Source organism: Dietzia lutea, from assembly GCF_003096075.1.
GTDB classification, from domain to species: Bacteria; Actinomycetota; Actinomycetes; order Mycobacteriales; family Mycobacteriaceae; genus Dietzia; species Dietzia lutea.
Window position 1 is genome coordinate 2,553,773 of the sequence record NZ_CP015449.1, and the last position, 18,709, is coordinate 2,572,481.

At 74.1% G+C, this 18,709-nt stretch carries 13 protein-coding genes and 1 pseudogene; 2 read left to right on the plus strand and 12 right to left on the minus strand.

All coding sequences use genetic code 11. The features are described from left to right. Positions 1-36: 36 nt before the first annotated feature. Positions 37-1,644, plus strand: coding sequence for a class I adenylate-forming enzyme family protein (locus A6035_RS11680; RefSeq protein ID WP_108847911.1), 1,608 nt, complete (start codon positions 37-39; stop codon positions 1,642-1,644). 25 nt (positions 1,645-1,669) lie between these two features. Here the strand turns inward: A6035_RS11680 and A6035_RS11685 are convergent, their stop codons facing one another. Beyond that, the gene (locus A6035_RS11685; protein WP_108847912.1) at positions 1,670-3,127 is read right to left on the minus strand and encodes an acyclic terpene utilization AtuA family protein; all 1,458 of its coding nucleotides are present in this window, start codon (positions 3,125-3,127) and stop codon (positions 1,670-1,672) included. A 36-nt stretch (positions 3,128-3,163) separates the two neighbouring features. Beyond that, a pseudogene (locus A6035_RS11690) lies at positions 3,164-4,713 on the minus strand (succinate CoA transferase). A gap of 188 nt (positions 4,714-4,901) precedes the next feature. Between A6035_RS11690 and A6035_RS11695 the strand changes: the two are divergent. Continuing rightward, positions 4,902-5,408, plus strand: a complete 507-nt coding sequence (locus tag A6035_RS11695; protein WP_108847914.1) for a MarR family winged helix-turn-helix transcriptional regulator — start codon at positions 4,902-4,904, stop codon at positions 5,406-5,408. A gap of 163 nt (positions 5,409-5,571) precedes the next feature. Here A6035_RS11695 and A6035_RS11700 read toward each other — a convergent pair whose 3' ends face one another. The 10 genes from A6035_RS11700 to A6035_RS11745 all read right to left on the minus strand — a co-directional run bounded on the left by A6035_RS11700 (position 5,572) and on the right by A6035_RS11745 (position 18,676). Then, the gene (locus A6035_RS11700) at positions 5,572-7,002 is read right to left on the minus strand and encodes an MFS transporter (protein ID WP_108847915.1); all 1,431 of its coding nucleotides are present in this window, start codon (positions 7,000-7,002) and stop codon (positions 5,572-5,574) included. Positions 7,003-7,143: 141 nt separating this feature from the next. Then, positions 7,144-8,115 (minus strand): NAD-dependent epimerase/dehydratase family protein, encoded by a 972-nt coding sequence (locus A6035_RS11705; RefSeq protein WP_108847916.1) that lies wholly within the window; start codon positions 8,113-8,115, stop codon positions 7,144-7,146. Then, on the minus strand, positions 8,112-9,191 hold the full coding sequence (locus tag A6035_RS11710; protein WP_108847917.1) for a glycosyltransferase family 9 protein: 1,080 nt from the start codon (positions 9,189-9,191) through the stop codon (positions 8,112-8,114). The genes A6035_RS11705 and A6035_RS11710 overlap by 4 nt, the downstream gene beginning before the upstream one ends. Next, positions 9,181-10,554, minus strand: coding sequence for a D-glycero-beta-D-manno-heptose 1-phosphate adenylyltransferase (gene rfaE2, locus A6035_RS11715; RefSeq protein ID WP_108847918.1), 1,374 nt, complete (start codon positions 10,552-10,554; stop codon positions 9,181-9,183). Before rfaE2 ends, A6035_RS11710 begins: the two co-directional genes overlap by 11 nt. Continuing rightward, positions 10,544-12,373: a glycosyltransferase gene (locus A6035_RS11720; protein ID WP_108847919.1), complete on the minus strand. Its 1,830-nt coding sequence runs from the start codon at positions 12,371-12,373 to the stop codon at positions 10,544-10,546. Before A6035_RS11720 ends, rfaE2 begins: the two co-directional genes overlap by 11 nt. After that, the gene (locus tag A6035_RS11725; protein ID WP_108847920.1) at positions 12,370-13,341 is read right to left on the minus strand and encodes a glycosyltransferase; all 972 of its coding nucleotides are present in this window, start codon (positions 13,339-13,341) and stop codon (positions 12,370-12,372) included. The genes A6035_RS11720 and A6035_RS11725 overlap by 4 nt, the downstream gene beginning before the upstream one ends. Further along, positions 13,329-14,441: a glycosyltransferase family 9 protein gene (locus tag A6035_RS11730; protein ID WP_108847921.1), complete on the minus strand. Its 1,113-nt coding sequence runs from the start codon at positions 14,439-14,441 to the stop codon at positions 13,329-13,331. Before A6035_RS11730 ends, A6035_RS11725 begins: the two co-directional genes overlap by 13 nt. Next, complete coding sequence (locus tag A6035_RS11735; RefSeq protein WP_108847922.1) at positions 14,441-16,066, minus strand: HAD-IIIA family hydrolase; 1,626 nt, start codon at positions 16,064-16,066, stop codon at positions 14,441-14,443. Before A6035_RS11735 ends, A6035_RS11730 begins: the two co-directional genes overlap by 1 nt. Next, complete coding sequence (locus A6035_RS11740) at positions 16,063-17,703, minus strand: carbamoyltransferase family protein (RefSeq protein ID WP_108847923.1); 1,641 nt, start codon at positions 17,701-17,703, stop codon at positions 16,063-16,065. The genes A6035_RS11735 and A6035_RS11740 overlap by 4 nt, the downstream gene beginning before the upstream one ends. A gap of 52 nt (positions 17,704-17,755) precedes the next feature. Then, complete coding sequence (locus A6035_RS11745) at positions 17,756-18,676, minus strand: glycosyltransferase family 2 protein (protein ID WP_108847924.1); 921 nt, start codon at positions 18,674-18,676, stop codon at positions 17,756-17,758. Between the last annotated feature and the right edge of the window lie 33 nt (positions 18,677-18,709).

Genomic DNA, 18,709 nt, shown 5'->3' on the forward strand with positions numbered 1-18,709 from the left:
TATCCCTCACCCCTCCCCCGAGCCCCTGGAGACAACGTGCGACTCGACCCCGCCGGCATCGACCCGACCGACCACGCCCTCGCCCGCCGCTGCTCCGTGGGGGACATCCCCACCCGTGCGGCCGCCACGTTCTCTCACCGCACCGCCCTCACCGACGAGACCGGTTCGTGGACGTATCTCGAGCTCGAGTCCGCCGCCAACCGTTTCGCGCACGGGCTGTTCGAGCACGGCATCCGCGAGTCCGAACCGGTCGCGATCCTCTCCCCGAACTGCAGGGAGTTCGTCGCCACCTACTTCGGGACCGCCAAGGCCGGGATGGTCTCGCTGCCCGTCAATCTGCTGTCCGGGCTCGAGAACATCGCACACGCCCTGACCGACTCGGGGACGCGCATCGTCGTCGTCCACGGCTCCCTCGTGGAGCTCGTCCTCGGAGCGACCGCCGCCATCCCCGGCGTCGAGACCCTCGTCGTCGTCGGCGGGGTCCCGGACGGACTCGAGGCCGCGCCCGACGGACCCACGCTTATCGGCTGGGACGACCTGCTGGCCGACGACGACTCCAACCCGGACACCGTGATCGCGGACCGCCAGGTCGTGCAGTGCCTCTACTCGTCCGGGACCACCTCCCGCCCCAAGGGTGTCCTCACGTCCCACCTCGCGGTGACCGTCGCCGCCCTGGGCAACGGCGCGGTGTTCGGCCTGAACTGGGGCGCGGAACCGTCGGTCACCGTGTGCCCCCTCCCCCTGTTCCACACCGCCGGCCTCAACGGCGTCCTGTTGTCCGCGGTGACCATGGGCGCGACGGTCCACCTGCTGCCGGGGTTCGACCCCGTCGGGTACGCCGACACCGTCGCCCGCGTCCGCGCCACGCACCTCGTGGGCCTGCCCCTCATGCTGGAGGCGCTCGCCGACGGCACCGACCGGGGACTCGACCTCTCCTCGGTCCGGTTCCTCCTCTACGCCATGGCCCCGATGTCGGAGGAGATGCGCCGACGCCTCGAGGCAGCGCTCCCCGACGCGCGGATGGTGCTGGCCTCGGGGATGAGCGAGTGCACGCCGGCCACCGTCATGCAGTGGCCCGAACTGTGCCCGGACAAGTCCGACTCGTGGGGCTACCCCACCCCGATCGCCGAGAACCGGATCGCCGAACCCGGCTCCGACGACCTCCTGCCGCCCGGCGCCGACGGCGAGATCGTCTACCGCGGCCCGACCGTCATGGAGGGCTACTGGAACAACCCGCAGGCCAACGCGGAGGCGTTCGTGGGCGGGCGCCTGCACTCGGGCGATCTGGGGCGCATCGACGCCGAGGGCGTGGTGTGGTTCTCCGACCGCGTCAAGGACATCGTCAAGTCCGGCGGCGAGAACGTCTCGTCGCTGCACGTCGAGCGCGTTCTCATGGACCACCCGCACGTCGCGGAGGTGGCCTGCGTCGGGCGCCCCGACCCGACGTGGGGCGAGCTGGTCGTGGCGGTGGTCGTGCCCACCGAGGGCGCCCCGGGCGAGGACGAGCTCAAGGCCTCGGTGCGGGAGTTCGGCGCCGAGCGGCTCCCCTCCTCGCACCGACCGCGCGACGTCGTGGTGGTGGACTCGATCCCCCGCACCGCGACCGGCAAGATCCGCAAGGTTGAGCTGCGCGCGCTCGCCTGACGGCCGGCGCGGGCGGCGTCGGTTCCTAGGGTCCGACCTCGAGCAGCTCACCCGGGATCTCCAGCCGCGCCGCGGCGAGGTCGGCACCCAGCCCGGGCCGCAGCACCTCTCCGCGCGGCGGGCGCGCCACGAGGTTGACCGCGCGGAGGTTGGGCAGCAGGTACAGCCTGGTGTCCATGCCCTCCAGCTCGGGGATGAGCTCGCGGAAGCGCTCCGCGGTGAGCGCGCCCGCGAGCCAGGCGAAGGCCGAGTCGTCCCACGTCCACACCGCGATGTTGACCCCGCGCCCGACGACGCCGCGGCGGACGCTGGCCACCGACCCCAGGGTCGCGGTGACGGGCTCACCGCCCGGGACGGCGCCCGCCGACCACGGGACGGGCAGGTCCCCCGGGCCGATCGGCGCAGTCTCACGCGGCACGGGGACCCGGACGCGCGCGCCGTCGGGCAGCACGACCGTGTGCCCGGACTCGTCCTGCGGCAGCGGGCGGGCCACCCGGGCGGGGCGCCGGCCGTCCGCGCCGCCCTGGCCGCCCCGGCTCATGCCCACCACCGCCACGACCGGCGGTGCCTGCTCGCCGCGGGCCCCGCTGATGCGGACGCGGTCCGTGCCCTCCTGCGCCAGGCGGAGGGAGTCGAGCCGCAGGACGACGTCGGGCGCCGCGTACCTCGCGCCGGCGACGCCGTCGAGGAGCTGGTCGGTGACGGTGCCGACGGTGACCGAGCCGAACGCCGAGGGGTGCCGCGTGATCACCGAGCAACCGTCGTCGGCGATCTCGGCGATCGGGTACCCGCCGGTGACGGGGTCGGTGGTGCGGGTGACGTCGGTGGTGGAGTCGACGACCCCCGTCGCGCCGGGGCCGCCGGAGAGCACGTGCCCCACCGCGACGGAGCCGGCGAGGGCGTCGAGGGCGGACGGCGTCCAGCCGTGGTGCGCCGCCGCGGCGCCGGCGACGAGGGCCTCGCGACTGACGCGCCCGGTGACGACGACGACGGCACCGGCCGCCAGCGCGCGGGCGATCCCGAACGCACCGTGTCGGACGGTGGCCACGTCGACGTCACCGAGTCCGAGTGCGGCCGCCCGGTCCGTCACCTCACCGGGATCGAGGTGGGCCACGGCGAGCTCCACGCCCTTGTCCGCGGCCAGGGCCCGCAGGTCGCGGACGAGGCCAGCCGGGTCGAGCGCACCCGCGTTGGTGACGATCCGGACCCCGCCGGCACGGTTCCCACCGGCACTGTTCTCGCCGGCCCCGCCCGCGCCGAGGCGGTCGAGACACTCGCCGATCTGCACGAGGGCGGCGCGCTCGTAACCCGGGCCGCCCGTCGCCCGCTGCTCGGCCAGGTCGAGCATCGCCTCGTCGGAGAGCATGTCCAGCGCGAGGACGTCGAGGGACGCCGCCGCGAGGAACTCGGCCGTGGCGCTGGACCGATCGGTCCGCGACGCGGAGACGTTGCCGATGCGTAGGGGCCTCGGGCTGGTCGTCATCGATCCTCCGGGTGCGTCTGTCGGGATGGTGCTCCTCTACTCCAGCATGCTTCCCGTCGCGGCGAAACGGGTGTGGAAGGAGAACGCCTCCTCGAGCATATGCGGCGTGTTGCCGGCGTCGGGCCGGGCGTTCGCCCTGTCGAGGTAGTCGTGGAGCAGCGGCCGGTACGCCGGGTCGGCGCAGTTGTCCACGACGAGGCGCGCCCGCTTGCGGGGGCTGAGCCCGCGCAGGTCGGCCAGTCCGTGCTCGGTGACGATCACCTGGACGTCGTGTTCGGTGTGGTCGACGTGCGGGATCATGGGCACGATCGCCGACACCGCGCCGCCCTTCGCGGTGGACGGGCTCAGGAACATGGAGACGTACCCGTTGCGGGTGAAGTCGCCGGACCCGCCGATCCCGTTCATGATCCGGGTGCCGCACACGTGGGTCGAGTTGACGTTGCCGTACACGTCCGCCTCGAGCATGCCGTTCATCCCGATGATGCCCAGACGCCGGACGATCTCCGGGTGGTTGCTGATCTCCTGCGGGCGCAGCGTGATGTGGTCACGGTAGAGGTCGATGTTGTCGACCAACTCCTCGAGACCCGCCTGCGACAGGGCGAGCGAGGTGGCGGAGGCGTGCGCGACCTTGCCCTCGCGGATGAGCCGCAGCATCGAGTCCTGGATGACCTCCGAGTAGCAGGTCAGGTTCTCGAACGGCCCGGCCTCCAACCCGGAGAGCACGGCGTTGGCGACGTTGCCGATCCCGGCCTGCAGCGGGAGGAGGCTGCCCGCGGGCATGCGCCCGCGCTCGACCTCGTGACGGAAGAACTCCACGACGTGCCCGGCGATGGCCCGGCTGATCTCGTCGGGCTCGGTGAGCGCGCTCGCGGAGTCCTGCCGGTCGGTCGGCACCACGGCGATCACCTTGGCCGGGTCGACCTCGAGGTGGGCCTGTCCGATCCGGTCGTCGGGACGGGTGAGCATGATCGGCCGACGCTCGGGCGGCAGCGCGGTGCCGTAGTAGACGTCGTGCATGCCCTCGACGCCCTGCGGGACCCACGAGTTCACCTCGAGGATCACCTTGTCCGCGACCTCGAGCCAGGTCTTGTTGTTGCCGACGGACATCGCCGGGACGAGCTTGCCGTCGTCCGTCACCGCGGCCACCTCGACCACGGCGACGTCCACGTTCCCGTAGTAGCCCTCCCACACCTGCTGCGCGACGTGCGACAGGTGGATGTCCACGTAGTCCACGCGGCCCTCGTTGATCGCGCGCCGCGCGGTGGGCTCGCTCTGGTACGGCATCCGGAGGTCGACGCCGTCGACCTCCGCGAGCATCGCCTCGGCCTCGTTGCTCACCGAGGCGCCGGTGAGCAGGTTCACGCGGAGCCGGCCGCCCGCCGCCCGGACGGCTCGCATCCGCTCGGCGAGCGCCGGCGCGAACGCCTTGGGGGTGCCCGCACTGGCGAACCCGCTGATCGCGCGGTGTCCCCGTCCTCGATGCGGGAGACCGCCGTGGCGGCGTCGGTGACGAGGTCCCGGAAGTGCGGATGACGGATACGCGCCGGGTCGAATGTCGTTCCCGACTGCTGGACAGTAGATCTCATGCGGTGACCGTAGCGTCGGTCACACCGCGAACCCGCGTCGTCGGATCGCCGCGGTCCCCCCAACATGGTGGGGCGCGCGTGCGCCGGATCCCGCAGGCGCGGCGGCGCCGGGTCCTCCGTGCGCCGGCCCGTCGGGCGGATAGACTCTGCTGACCGCCCCGACCGTCGTGCCCTCCAGGAGTGTGCCCTTGCCCCCCAGGACCACCCCGATCCCCGATCGCATCGACCAGGCACGCGCCAACTGGGAACGCGAGGGATGGGCCGACGCCGCGCAGGGCATGACCGTCGTGACGTCGGTGATGCGCGCGCACCAGATCCTGCTCGCCCGGGTCGAGGAGACCCTCCGGCCCTGGAACCTGTCGTTCCCCCGCTACGAGCTCCTGCGCCTGCTCGCCTTCTCGCGTTCCGGGGCGCTGCCCATCACCAAGGCGTCGGAGCGCCTCCAGGTGCACGTCACCAGCGTCACCAGCGCCATGAAGCGCCTGCTCGACGCGGGCCTCGTCGCACGTCGCCCGCACCCGACCGACGGCCGCACCACGCTGGTCGAGATCACCGACGACGGTCGGCGCGTAGTGGCCGAGGCGACCGCAGCGCTCAACGCCGGCGTGTTCGCCGACCCGGGGATGAGCCCCGACGAGCAGGTGGCCCTCATCGACGCGATCTCCTCCCTGCGCCGGTCCGCCGGCGACTTCTGACCCCCGGGCCCGCGCGGGTGGCCGGGACACACCACACGCATCCGGGCCCCGCGTGTACGGCCGGACACACGACACCGCGCCCGGCCCCCTCTCGGGTGGGGCCGGGCGCGGCTGGTCGTGGCGGGGCCCCCGGAGGGGAGATCCCGCGTTCACCGGGTGCGGGTCAGGGCACCTCGGTAGCGAGGACGCGGTCCTCGGTGATCTCGGCGTCCGCGTGGATCTCGTTCTTGCTCGACTCGGTCATGAGCCACACGCACAGCATCGACATGACCGACAGCAGCGAGAGCATGATGCCCACTCCGAGCGTGTTGCCGGCGGCGACCATCGCGGCGGCGGCCAGCGGCGGCAGCGCACCGCCGAGGATGCCGGCGAGGTTGTAGCCGAGTCCGGCACCGGTGTAGCGGTAGCGGGCCTGGAACAGCTCGGGCAGCAGTGCGCCGGCCGGGCCGTAGGCGATGCCGAAGATGATGAGTGTGACGAACAGGACCACGGCGAACGCGATCGGCGAACCGGTGTCGAGGATCGGGAACACGAACAGCGTCCAGACCACGGCCAGGGCGACCGAGGTGCCGATGACCTTCTTGCGTCCGATCCGGTCGGAGTAGATGGCCGAGACCGCGATCGCGGCGCCGAAGATCAGTGCGGCGAGCATGCCCATGCCCAGGACGAACGGTCGCGGGTGCTCGAGGTTCTTGGTGGCGTAGTTCGTCAGGAACGACGTGCCCATGTAGAAGAGCGAGAACAGCGAGGTGAGCGCGCCACCGGCGATGAGGATTTCCTTCCACTGGAAGCGGATCGCATCGGCGAAGGGCAGCGTCCGGGGAGCGGTCTCCGTGGCGGCACGCGCGCGGTCCTGCTTGAAGACCGGGGTCTCCTCGACCGAGATGCGGATCCACAGGCCGATGAGGACCAGGACCGCGGACAGCAGGAACGGGATGCGCCAGCCGTACTGCATGAACGGGCTGTTGACGTCCGCGCCGTCGCCGGCGATGAGGGAGAACAGCAGGAAGGTGCCCGAGGAGAGGAAGAAGGCGAAGGCCACGCCGAGCTGGGGCCACATGCCCATCAGCCCGCGCTTGCCCTTGGGCGCGTACTCCGCGGTAAGCAGGGTCGCACCGGCCCATTCACCGCCGACGGCGAAGCCCTGGAAGAAGCGGCACGCCACGAGGAGAGTCGGCGCGAGGAGGCCGATACCGTTCTCGAACGCCCCGAAGGCCCCGGTGTCGTAGCCGGGCAGCAGGCCGATGAACACGGTCGCGACGCCCATGATCATGAGCGTCCAGACCAGGGTGCGCTTGCGACCGATCCGGTCGCCGAAGTGCCCGAAGACCGCCGCGCCGACGGGCCGCGCGAAGAACGCGACGGCGAACGTGGCGAAGGACGACAGGGTCGCCGTGGCCGGGTTCTGATCCGGGAAGAACAGGGTCGGGAAGACGAGGGCCGCGGCGGTGCCGTAGATGAAGAAGTCGTACCACTCGATGGTCGTGCCGATCGAGGAGGCCGCGGCGACCTTCGCGAGCGAGGTCTTCTGGGTGGCCGGGGGCTGGTTCGGCGACGGTGCCGAATCGCCCGCGGGGAGGTTCGTGGCAGTCAAGACAACTCCAAGTCCTGTGAGGGGCCGCCGGGTGAAGCCCCGGCGCTGTGGTCCCCGACGCGTGAACGTCGATTGACGGACAAGGTATGTGATGGCTGCCACACCCGCCTACACCCGAAAGTGGAGGGTGGGTGATCTGTCTCACGCGGTGGGCGCGGAGAGCTTCTGCGGAGCCCTGGTCCGGAACCACTCGACCGTGCGCGCGAGACCCTCCGCCCACGGGACGGCCGGCTCCCAGCCCAGCGCCTCGGTCGCCAGTGCGGTGTCCGGGCGCCGGACCTGCGGGTCGTCGACGGGACGGTCGATGTACCGGATCCGCGAGGACGAGCCGACCGCCTCGATGACGTCGCGGGCGATACGCAGCACCTCGAGCTCGTTGGGGTTGCCGATGTTCATCGGCCCCGCGTGGCCCGACTCGGCCAACGCGAGGATCCCGCGCACGAGATCGTCGACGAAGCACACCGACCGGGTCTGGGACCCGTCGCCGGCCACGGTGAGTTCCTCACCGCGCAGCGCCTGCCGGATGAAGGTCGGGATCGCCCGCCCGTCGTGCGGACGCATGCGGGGGCCGAAGGTGTTGAAGATGCGCACGATCGCCGTGTCGACGCCGTGGGTGGTGCGGTAGGCCTCGGTGAGCGCCTCCGCGTACCGCTTGGCCTCGTCGTACACCCCGCGGGGACCGACCGGGTTGACGTTGCCCCAGTACGTCTCGGGCTGGGGGTGCACGAGCGGGTCGCCGTACACCTCGGAGGTCGAGGCCAGGACGAACCGGGCGCCCTTGTCGCGGGCGAGGCCCAGGGCGTTGTGTGTGCCCTGCGACCCCACGCGGAGAGTGTGGATGGGCAGCTTGAGGTAGTCGATCGGCGAGGCCGGGGACGCGAAGTGCAGGACGAGGTCGACCGGGCCCGGGACGTGGACGTAGTCGGTGACGTCACGCTCCATCAACTGGAACCCGGTGTCCGCGGCGAGGTGCGCGAGGTTGTCCGGGGTGCCGGTGAGGAAGTTGTCCAGGGCGACGACCTCGACGCCGCGGCGGCGGAGCTCGGTGCACAGGTGGCTGCCGAGGAAACCGGCGCCTCCGGTGACGACGGCCCGTGCGATGGTTCGGGTCATGATGTGGTCCTCCCCGTGTCGTGGCTGAGTAGGTCGAAGGCGGAAGCGAGCACCTCGTCGGTCCGCACGGCGTCCAGCCGCGGATCGACGACGTCACCGTGGGGGTCGCCCCACGAGTCGGCGTCCGGGTCGCCGTGCCACAGGACGTGGTGCAGGTGGGGGTCGATGAGCGGGCCCCACCACCGGGGCGGGACGGGACCGAAGAGGACCACCGACGGGGTGGCCAGCGCCGTCGCGAGGTGCGCGATTCCGGTGTCCCCGCTGAGGACGAGTGCGGCCCCGCGGACGAGGTCGGTCAGGGCGTCGAGGTCGAGCGCTCCCCCGGCGTCGGTCGCGCCGGGGGTCGACCCGGCGACCTCGGCCGTCAACGCCGCCTCGTCGGCCGAGCCGGTGATCACCACGCGGTGACCGTCCTCGGCCAGCGCGCGGGCGACGGCCGTCCACCGCTCGACAGGCCAGCGGCGTGCGGGCGCGGCGGCGCCGGGGTGGACGACGACCGGCCCCCCGGGAACCCCGCCGGATGATCCGCCGGGCGAGCGGTCGGCGGGGTCGGTGAGGCGGAGGTCCTCGGGGCCGCACGGCCCGCCGGCGTCGCTCACCAGGCGGCACCACCGGTGGACCTCGTGTTCGTCACGATGCCAGGGCGGGCCGGCGTGCCCCACCTCCGGGCAGTCGAACCCGATGAGGCGGCCGGGGTCCGTGGCGGTGAGCAGACCTCGACTGGCCGGGCCGTTACCGTGCAGGTCCACCGCGATCTGTCCCCCGCGGATCGGCCCGAGCGGGACCAGGCCAGGGGTCGGCAGGACCGCGTCGACGACGCCCAGGCGGGCCAGCCACCCCCCGACCCCTGCCGGGGCCGCCAGGACGAGACGCGACCCCGGTGCCAGTCGTCGCAGCCCCCGCAGTGGGGCGATGCCGGCGAGGGCGTCCCCCATACCGAGGGCACGGAGGGCGAGTACGTCGCCGGATCCGATGTCCTCCGGCCGCGCTGCCCACGTCTCCTCGCGGGCGACGTCGACGTGCGTGGGCACCCCGGCCGCCCGGAGCGCCTCGGCGGTGTAGGGCTCAACCGGCATCGCTGATCCGATCGAGGATCGAGGTCGTGGACCGACCGGACAGGAGCGGGAGGATCTCGACCCGGCCGCCCCAGCTGTGGACGAGCGGTGCCTCCGGCAGGTCGGCCACGCGGTAGTCGCCGCCCTTGACCCAGACGTCGGGCCGCAGTGCGTCCAGCGCCTCACGCGGGTCGTCCTCGTCGAACACCACCACGGCGTCGACGCTGGCCAGCGCCTCGAGCAGCGCGCGCCGGTCGGCGACCGGGTTGACCGGACGACCGCGGCCCTTGAGCCTGCGTACGGAGGCGTCGGAGTTGAGCAGGACCACCAACAGGTCACCCAGCTCGCGGGCGGCGCGCAGGTACTGCGCGTGACCGGCGTGCAGGACGTCGAAGCAGCCGCCGGTCGCGACGATCACCCCGCCCGCCTCGCGGGTGCGGGCGATGCGGTGGGCGAAGCCGTCGAGGGTGCTCGGGGCGGGCTGGTTGCCACGGCCGCGGAACCCGGCGGCGCCACCCTCCGCCACCCACCGCGAGGCGTCGGCCACGGCCCGGGCCGCCGCGGTGGCCGCCGACTCCCGCCGGCTCAGCGACGCGGCGATCGACGCCGCGACGCGGTCACCCGCGCCGCACGGGTCGCCGGCCTCGCGCCCACCGGACGGAATCTGCCGCAGGTCGTCCCCCTCTGCGAGCCAGGCGCCCTCGGAGCCGACGGTGACGACCACGGCGCGGGCCTCCCAGGCGCGGCGGAGCGCACGGGCGAGATCGCCCGGAAGTTCCGGGTCGGCGTCGAGGCCGAGGGCGCCCGCCGCGTCGAGGGCCTCGGCCAGATTCGGGGTGACGACAGCGCACCCGGGCACGGGCGGCCCGCCCCGGGGGTGCGGGTCCCAGACCACGTCGCCGTCCCGCGCGGCCTGTTCGAGCCCCGCGCGCACCGCCGGGTCGCGGGTGGTCCCCGCGCCGTAATCGCTGACGAGCACGACCGCCCCGGCAAGCGCCTCGGCCAACCGGGCGGGGTCGACGTCCCGCGGGGTGGCCGGCCCGCCGTCGTCCACGCGGAGCAGGGTCTGGCCGCCGGCCCGGATGCGCGTCTTGGTGCGGGTGCCGCCCTCGTGCCCGAGCGCGCGGACGTCGATGTCGGCGAGCTCGGAGCGCAGTGTCTCCCCGGCGGCGTCGTCGGCCAGGGGCGCGACGAGCCGGACTCGGGGCACGCGGTCGATCCGGGCGCACATGAGCGCCGCCAACCCGGCGCCGCCGGGACTCACGCGCGTGTGGTCGGCGTCCACGACGGGGACGGGGGCGTCGGGGCACAGTCTGGTCGACGTGCCCTCGAGGTCACGGTCGAGGACGACGTCTCCGACGACGGCCACGGGGTCAGCGTGCATTGTCCACCTCTCGGCTCCGGGGCAGCCGCGTGTCCACGGCGGCCGCGAGGGCGTGCAGGAGCACCAGGTGGCACTCCTGGATCACCGCCGTGTTGCAGGAGGCGACCCGGATCGACTCGTCGCACTCCTCCTCGAGCGGGTTGGGTCCGCCTCCGGTGAGCGCCCATGTGGTGACGCCGCGTTCGCGCGCCCGGCGGGCGGCGGCGATGACGTTCTCGCTGGTGCCGCTCGTGGACAGCAACACGAGGATGTCACCCGGCGAGGCGTGCGCCTCGACCTGGCGGGCGAAGACCTCCGCGTAGCCGTAGTCGTTGCCGATCGCGGTGAGCCCGGACAGATCGGAGGTCAGGGCGATCGCGGAGACAGGGCGCCGGTCCTCGATGAACCGTCCGACGAACTCGGCAGTGAAGTGCTGGGCCTCGGCCGCGCTGCCGCCGTTGCCGGCGGCCAGGAGCCGGCCGCCCGCGAGCAGGCGCGCGGTGAGCCGGCCCGCCCACCGGTCGAGGGTGGGCCCGTGTCGGGCGACGTCGTCGAGGGCCGCGCGCAGTCCCCCGAGGTGCGACTCGAGCCACCCGCTGGCGGGGGTCGCGTCCCCTGCCGTGCGGGGGGCGGCCGACCGCGCGGCGTCCGCGTAGGCGGCGAGGGTCGCGTCCACGACGCCGTCCCAGGAGAAGAGGGTCTCGACGCGCCGACGCGCAGCGACTCCCATGGCCTCCGCGCGGTCGCGGTCGTCGAGCAGCTCGGTCACCGCCCGGGTGACAGCCGCCTGGTCGCCGGGTGGCACGAGTAGCCCGGTGACCCCGTCGTCGACGGAGTCGAGCAGCCCGCCCACGGCCGTGCCGACGAGGGGGCGGCCGCACGCCATGGCCTCGAGCGGGACCATACCGAAGGGTTCGTACCACGGGGTCACCACCACGACATCGGCGGAGGCGAGCAGGGCGGCGGCGTCCGGGCGGTCGAGCCGCCCGGTGAAGGTCACCCGGTCGTCGACACCGAGTTCGCGCGCGAGCGCCTGCAGCCGCACGGCCTCGGGGTCGCGGTCGAGTTCCGTGCGGTCGGGCCCGCCGGCCACGACGAGGTCGGCGTCGGGAATCGAGCTGAGCGTGCGGATGGCGTGGTCGATGCCCTTGCGCGGCACCATCCGGCCGAGCGAGACGATCCGGCGGTACCCGTCGCGGCGCGGCGGCAGGTGTTCCGCACGCGTCCGGTGGGCGTCGGGGCGGAACAGTTCGAGGTCGACCCCGCAGGGGATGACGTGGATCCGGTCGGGATCGGAGCCGAGATCGACGAGCTCGCGGCGTTCGTCGCGACAGCTGGCGGTGACGGCGTCGGCTCCGGTGGCGAGCGCGACCTCGTCGGCGAGGCGGCCGGGCGGGCTGGTGTCCGCACTGCCCTGGTGACGCCGCTTGACCACGCCGAGGGCGTGGAACGTCTGGAGGAAGGGCACGTCGACCGTCTGCCGGGCGCGCTGCACGGCCAACCCGGACATCCAGAAGTGGGCGTGGGCGACGTCGGGGACCCCGTCGGCGAGCCAGTGCCGGGCGAGCGCACGCCCGAACTCGTCCATGTAGGGGGCGAGCTCGTCCTTGGGCAGCGGGGCCGGAGGCCCGGCGGTGACGTGGACCAGCTGCACGCGCTCGGCGAGCCGGATCGTCTCGTGCGCCGAGGCCGACTCTCTACGGGTGTAGACGGTGACGTCGTGGCCGCGCGCGCCGAGGCCGGTCGCCAGCTCGGCGACGTACACGTTCTGGCCGCCGGCGTCCTCCCCGCCGAGCGCGGCCAGGGGGCTCGCGTGTTCCGATACGAGTGCGATCCTCATGCCGTCACCTCCTGCAGGACGGTGTCCCAGTCCGCGAGGAAGCGGCCGAGTCCATAGTGGCGCAGTGCGTGGTCCCGGGCGGCGGCGCCGGCCGCCGCGGCGGCGTCGCGGTCGTGAAGCCAGTCCCGGGCGCGCGCGAGCAGCTCGTCAGGGTCGTTGCTGAGCAGGCCCGCCTCGGGCGGCACCGCGTGGGGCGCCTCGGTGGTGCTCAGCGCCAGGACCGGCATGCCGAGCGTCATGGCCTCGAGCAGGGCCAGGCCGAGGCTGGTCCACCGGTACGGGTGGAAGTAGGCGCGGTGGCGGCCGAGCGTGCGGTGCAGTTCGGCCTGGGGCGGGTTCTCGTGCAGCGTCGGCGCGAGGTGCGGCGCGAGCTCGGCGAGCTCGTCCATCCCCATGCCGTAGACGTGGAGGGAAACCTGACGTCCCAGGTCCACGACGAGGTCGGTGCCGGCGATGCGGCCACGGCGTACCGGTTCGTTGACGACGACGGCGAGGCTGGCGTCCTCCCCCGTCCACGCCCGCCCCGGGTCGACGATGCCGTGCTCGACCACGCCGGTGCGCGCGGATCCGCAGTCCCACATCATGCGGTTGAAGCGGGTGACGTGGATGACGGGCACCCGGTCCTGGTCGGCCATCGGGTGCCGGGAGCTGACCGCGTGCTCGCGGGGGGTGTCGTGCTCGACGTAGACGGCCGGCACGTCGACGCCGGCCCGCAGTCCCGTCCACTCGCGCAGCAGGTCGACCTCGTGGGCACGTTGGAGGACCACCACGTCGATCCCGCCGCCCGTGGCCTGTTCGCGCAGCTGCCCGGGGTCGAGCTCGGAGACCGACGCGGGCCAGTCCCACGTCTGCGCGCGGCCGCGGCCGTCGGGGCCCCGGTCCGGCAGGACCGGCACGAGGTACTCGTGGTCACCCTGGACGAAGGACGTGGTCCAGGATCCGTGGACGTGCCAGATCAGGATGCGCATCGGGTTCTCCTCTCCGTGGCGAGTTCGGTGACGGCGGAGACCACCTGGTCCGGCGGGACGCCGGTCAGGCACGGGTGCCCGTCGACGGGGCACTCGCGGGCGCGGGTGTCCCGGCACGGCGCGTGTTGGTCGCCGAGGAGGCGTACGGGCACGCCCCACGGCGCCCAGCGGTCGGCGGGGACGACCGGGGAGAACAGCGAGACGACGGGGGTGCCGACGGCGGCGGCCAGGTGGGCGGGGCCGGTGTTGCCGACGACGACGACGGCCGCCCGCTCGAGCACCGCGGCCAGCTGCGCCAGGTCGGTGCGTCCGGCGAGGTCGAGGACGCCGCCGTCGGTGCGGTGGGAGCCGTCGGCGCCCCGGGTGTCGTGGGGGCCGTCGCCGCCGGTGCCGCCGGGGCACGCGGCTAGGGTCCGGGCGACCAGCTCGCGCTCGCCGGGGCCGCCGGTGACCGCGACGAGGTACCCGACGTCGCGCAGCGCCGCGACGATGCGGCCGGCGTGGGCGGGCGTGAGCGACCGGGCGGGGACGGACGCGCCGGGGTGGACGACGACGAGGTCGCGCCCGTCGCCTGGGAGCAGGTCGGTCACGTCGGGAAGCGGGTGCCGCACGGCGAGGCCGGGGATGCGGTCCGGTCGCCGGGCGCCGGCCGCGACGGCGATCTCGACGGCGGCCTCGACCTCGTGCCCGCCGCCGGGCGGGTCGTCGCGGCGGACGCGCACGTCGAGCAGCGAGCCGGGGTAGTCCACGCTGGCGGCGGCGATGAAGGGCACGCTGGCCAGCCGCAGCAGCAGCGCCATCGGCAGGGGGCTCTGGTGGAAGGAGGTGAACACCACCGCCCGGTCGTAGCCCCCGGACGCGATCCGCTCGACCAGCTCCGCGGTGGCGGCGCGGTCGACCGGCGGCGGGCGGAAGCCCGACCAGGGGGCGTCGTGGACCAGCACCTCGGAGACCGCCGGGAGGAGCCCGGCGGCCGCCAGGCCCTGGGAGGAGACCAGCAGGTCGACCACGTCGCCGGTCTCCGCCAGCAGGGTCAGGGCGGGGCCGCAGAGCAGCACGTCGCCGTCGGAGTCGAGCCGGACGGCCAGGGTTCGTCCCATCAGCGCAGCACCTCCCCCACCGCCGTGAGCAGGTCGGGGGCGACGCACGGGGCGTCGCGGACCTCCTCGGGCCGGGTGACCGGGGTGGGTACGAGGACCGGCCGGGCACGTGCGGCCAGGGCGGCCTCGACGTCGGCGCCGATGTCCCCGATGACCACGCACTCACGCGGGTCGACGCCGAGGTCGGCGGCGGCGCCGGTGACGAGGCCGGGTTCGGGCTTGCGGCAGCCGCACCCGTCCTCCGGTCCGTGCGGGCAGTAGCGCCAGGTGTCCATCCCGCCGAGGAGCTCGTCGACCCGGGCGTTGACCGCGCGGACCGCCGCCTCGTCGAGCAGTCCGCGGGCGATCCCGGACTGGTTGGAGACCACACCCACCGCCAGGCCCGCGGCGCGGGCCCGGTCGACGGCCTCGCGGGCGCCGGGCATGAGCTCGACCTTCTCCGGGTCCCCGTTGTAGGGCACGTCCCGCACGAGGGTGCCGTCGCGGTCGAACAGCACCGCGCGGGGCGTCGGCGGCCACGGCGTCGCGTCACGGTGGCGTCGCCACCCGTCGACCCGGTGGCGGACCGCCGCGAACGGGATGGTGAGCGAGGTCGGGACCATCCGGCGCGCCTCGGCGCGGAACTCCGGGTGGCCGGGCCGGGGCCCGGGGCCGAGTCGGATGGCCAGGAAGCGCGTGGTGAGTCCGGCCCAGGCCAGCGCACCGACTCCGGCCGCCGCGCCGGCCGCACGGGCGGTGCCGGCCGCGCCGCCCGTCCCGGCATCGGCCCCGGTCGCGTAGCCCGCGGCGGGCGTGGTGCGCGCCCACGCGCCCGCGGCCACCGCCGTGGCAGCGCCACCCGCGGCGACCAGCGCCGCGGCCACCGTCGCGACGTGGTAGCCGAACCCGCCGCCCGGGGCCTGCGCCACCTCGCGCCAGCGCGGGCCGTGCAACCTCCGCATGAGGGCGTCGTCGGCGTTGCCTGCCTGCAGGCGCAGGCTCACCCCGTCGTCGGCCGGGCGCACGGGGTGGATGATGTGCCGCGCACCGCGGGTGAGCGACCAGCCCGCGCGGCGGATCCGCAGCGCGAGATCGGCGTCCTCGCGGAAGGCCCGGGGGAACCGCTCGTCGAAGCCCGCCACCTGCTCGAGGGCCGCGCGGCGGTACGCCATGTCCGCGGTCGCCCAGTCCGCGCCCTCGAGCGCGGCGACGTTGCGCTCCCAGTCCGTCGGCGGGCGATCGGTCGGACGCGGCACGCGGATCGAGGCCTGCGTGGCGCCCGTGTCCGGGCCGCACGCCGCGAGGTCGTCCACGAGTCCGGGGAGCCACCCGTCGGGCAGGATCACGTCGTCGTCGAGGAAGGAGATCCACTCGGGTGCCGACTCGCGGGTGGCCTGCCAGCCGCGGTTTCGGGCGGCGGCGGGTCCGCGCCCGTAGCCGCGGACGACTCGCAGTGGCCAGTCGACGCCCGGCAGGCTCGCCGTCAGCGGCTCGACGCGCCCCGGCCGGTCGTCGACGAGCACGACCTCCACGGGTGCCGGGTGGGCGTCGTCGGTCCGCTGCGCGGCCAGGGAGTCGAGCATCGCCTGCAGGCACGGTCGACCGATGGTGGGCACGACGATCGCCCAGCGGGGCGCTCGGCTCATGCGTCACCGCCGGCCACGAAGTCCGCGCGGCGCACGAGGTGCGGGCCGAGCACCAGCGCGGCGACCGGCGCCGACCCGAACAACTCGAGGGCGTCACGGGGATCGTCGACCATGGGTCGGCCGGCCGTGTTGAGGCTCGTGTTGACCAGCACCGGGACGCCGGTCCGCGCCTCGAAGGCGCGCAGCAGGTCGGCGACCCTGGGCGTGTCGGTGTCGGAGACGGTCTGGACCCGCGCGGTGCCGTCGGTGTGCACCACTGCGGGCAGCCTGTCCCGCCATTCGGGCCGCACGGTGTGCACGAACAGCATGTACGGACTCGGCAGCGGGCCGTCGGTGACGATGTCGGCGGCGCGTTCGGCGAGGATCATGGGGGCGACGGGCCGGAACTGCTCGCGACCCTTGACGTCGTTGAGCCGCTCGACGTTCGTGGCCCGCGTCGGGTTGGCCAGCAGGGACCGGCGGCCCAGCGCCCGGGGGCCGAACTCACTACGCCCGTCGAACCACGCGATGACGCCGTCGTCGGCGAGCAGATCGGCCACCTCGCCCGCCAGGTCCTCCGGGGTGGTGAAGGGCACGCGGGCCGCGGTGAGCCACTGCGCCAGCTCGTCGTCGTCCCATCCACGCCCCGCCGCGGGGTCCACGGCACCCGGGGCGAGCTCGTCCTGCTCGCGCGCCAGGTGCAGCGCCGCTCCCAGGGCGGTGCCGGAGTCGCCGGACGCCGGCTGGACCCACACCTCCTCGAAGGGGCCCTCGCGCCAGATCCGCGTGTTGGCCACGCAGTTCAGCGCGGTCCCGCCCGCCATGGTGAGCACGGTCGCGCGCGTCTGCCGGTGAAGCCACTCCGCGTTGGCGACCAAGACCTCCTCGACCCCGGCCTGCACCGACGCGGCGAGGTCGGCGTGCACGCCGCCCCACGTCCCGTCGTCGACGCGGCGGGGCGCGAACCGCTCCCACTCCGGGGCGCGCGCGGTGAACCCCCCGTCCGGGTTCGCGTGCAGACTCTCGCGCAGCTCGGGCAGGAAGCGAGGCTCGCCGTAGGAGGCCAGCGCCATCACCTTGAACTCATCGCTCGAGCGCAGGAAGCCCAGGTGCTCGGTGAGCGACTCGTAGTACAGGCCCAGCGAATCGGGCAGGTCCTGGCGGTGACAGATCTCGAGCTCGCCGTCGCGGTAGTGGCCGGCGAGCTGGGAGTGCCGCTCCCCCCGGCCGTCGTTGACCAGGACCGCGCACGTGCGGTGCGGCCCGGCCAGGGCGGCGGAGGCGGCGTGCGCGACGTGGTGCTCGACGAACCGCACCCGGCCGGGGTCCAGTCCGGGCAGCGCCTCGGCGAGGAACTCGGGCGCGCGCCGCACGTAGTCGATCCGCACCGGGTCGAAGGGGTCGTCGGGCTGCGGCGCCGCCAGCTCGGCGTCGAAGGCGTACCCCACCGCGTCGAGGTCGGCCGCGGTGACGCCGGCCTCCTCGAGGCACCAGCGCATCGACAGCTCCGGTAACTCCCACGCCGAGAACGGCACCGGCCGCTTGGCGTGCTTGCGGCGGGAGAAGCGTTCCTCCTCGGCGGCGGCTACCACGCGTCCGTCGACGACCAGCGCGGCGGACGAATCGTGGAAGGTGGCATTGACTCCCAAGACGATCATGGCGCCAACTTAGGCGCGATCGGGGGGAAGTGGCTACCGCTCGCGTCGACTCTCAACTGTCGTAGCGCCGTGCCGCGCTGGACCTCTGGCTCTCCTCGAGGGCCAGGAAACGGGCCTCGACGTGCGGCGGCAGGACCCGCCGATCCCTCGCCACCCAGGCCGCGCCGCGGAGGGCGTCGAGTACCCCCGCAGCGGTGACGCGATCCCGCGGCGCGCCCGCGAGGACGTCTCGGGTGCGCCGGAGCGCGGCGGGCAACGGTCGGCGGAGCCACGTGAACCACAGGGTGTTGCGGATGCCGTGACGGCGGCGCAGGTGCGGATCCCGCAACACCGACGCCCGGTGGTGCACGGTCATCTCGGGCAGGTAGCACAGCTCCCATCCCGCGGCGGCGAGGTCGGCCGCGAGCAGCTCCTCCTCGCCACCCAGCCACAGGCGCTCGTGGAAGCCGCCGACCTCCCGGTACGCCTCCGCCCGGACGATGCTCGCCCCCGCGAGGAAGCTGCCGAGCGCCGGCCCGGGCAGCCAGTCCGGTCCGCGCACCGGCGAGTTCTCCAGCTCCGGCACGATCGGGTCGTCCTCGCCGCCCGGCTCCACGACGATCCGCGCGGTGACCACGCCCAGCCGTGGATGCGCGTCGAGGGCGTCGGCCCCGGCGCGCAGCGAACCCGGGTCCCACCACGTGTCGTCGTCGCAGAACGCGACGTAGGGGGTGCTCGCCGCGTCCACGCCGAGGTTGCGACCGACCGCGCCGAGGTTCGTGGGGCTGGCGATGAGCCGCACGTCGGGGTGCTGCCGGGTGATGGCGTCGGCGGTGCCGTCGGTGGACCCGTTGTCGACGACGATGACCTCCGGCACCTCGGGGAGCCCCGCCAGACGGTCCAGAGCGGCGAGCGCCTCCTCGCGGCGGTTCCAGGTGATCATCACCACGCTCACCCTGGGATCCCGGCCCTCCGGCCCCGGTGCACTGCTCATCCGTCTCTCCTTCCGTGTGCTTCCACCTGTCCC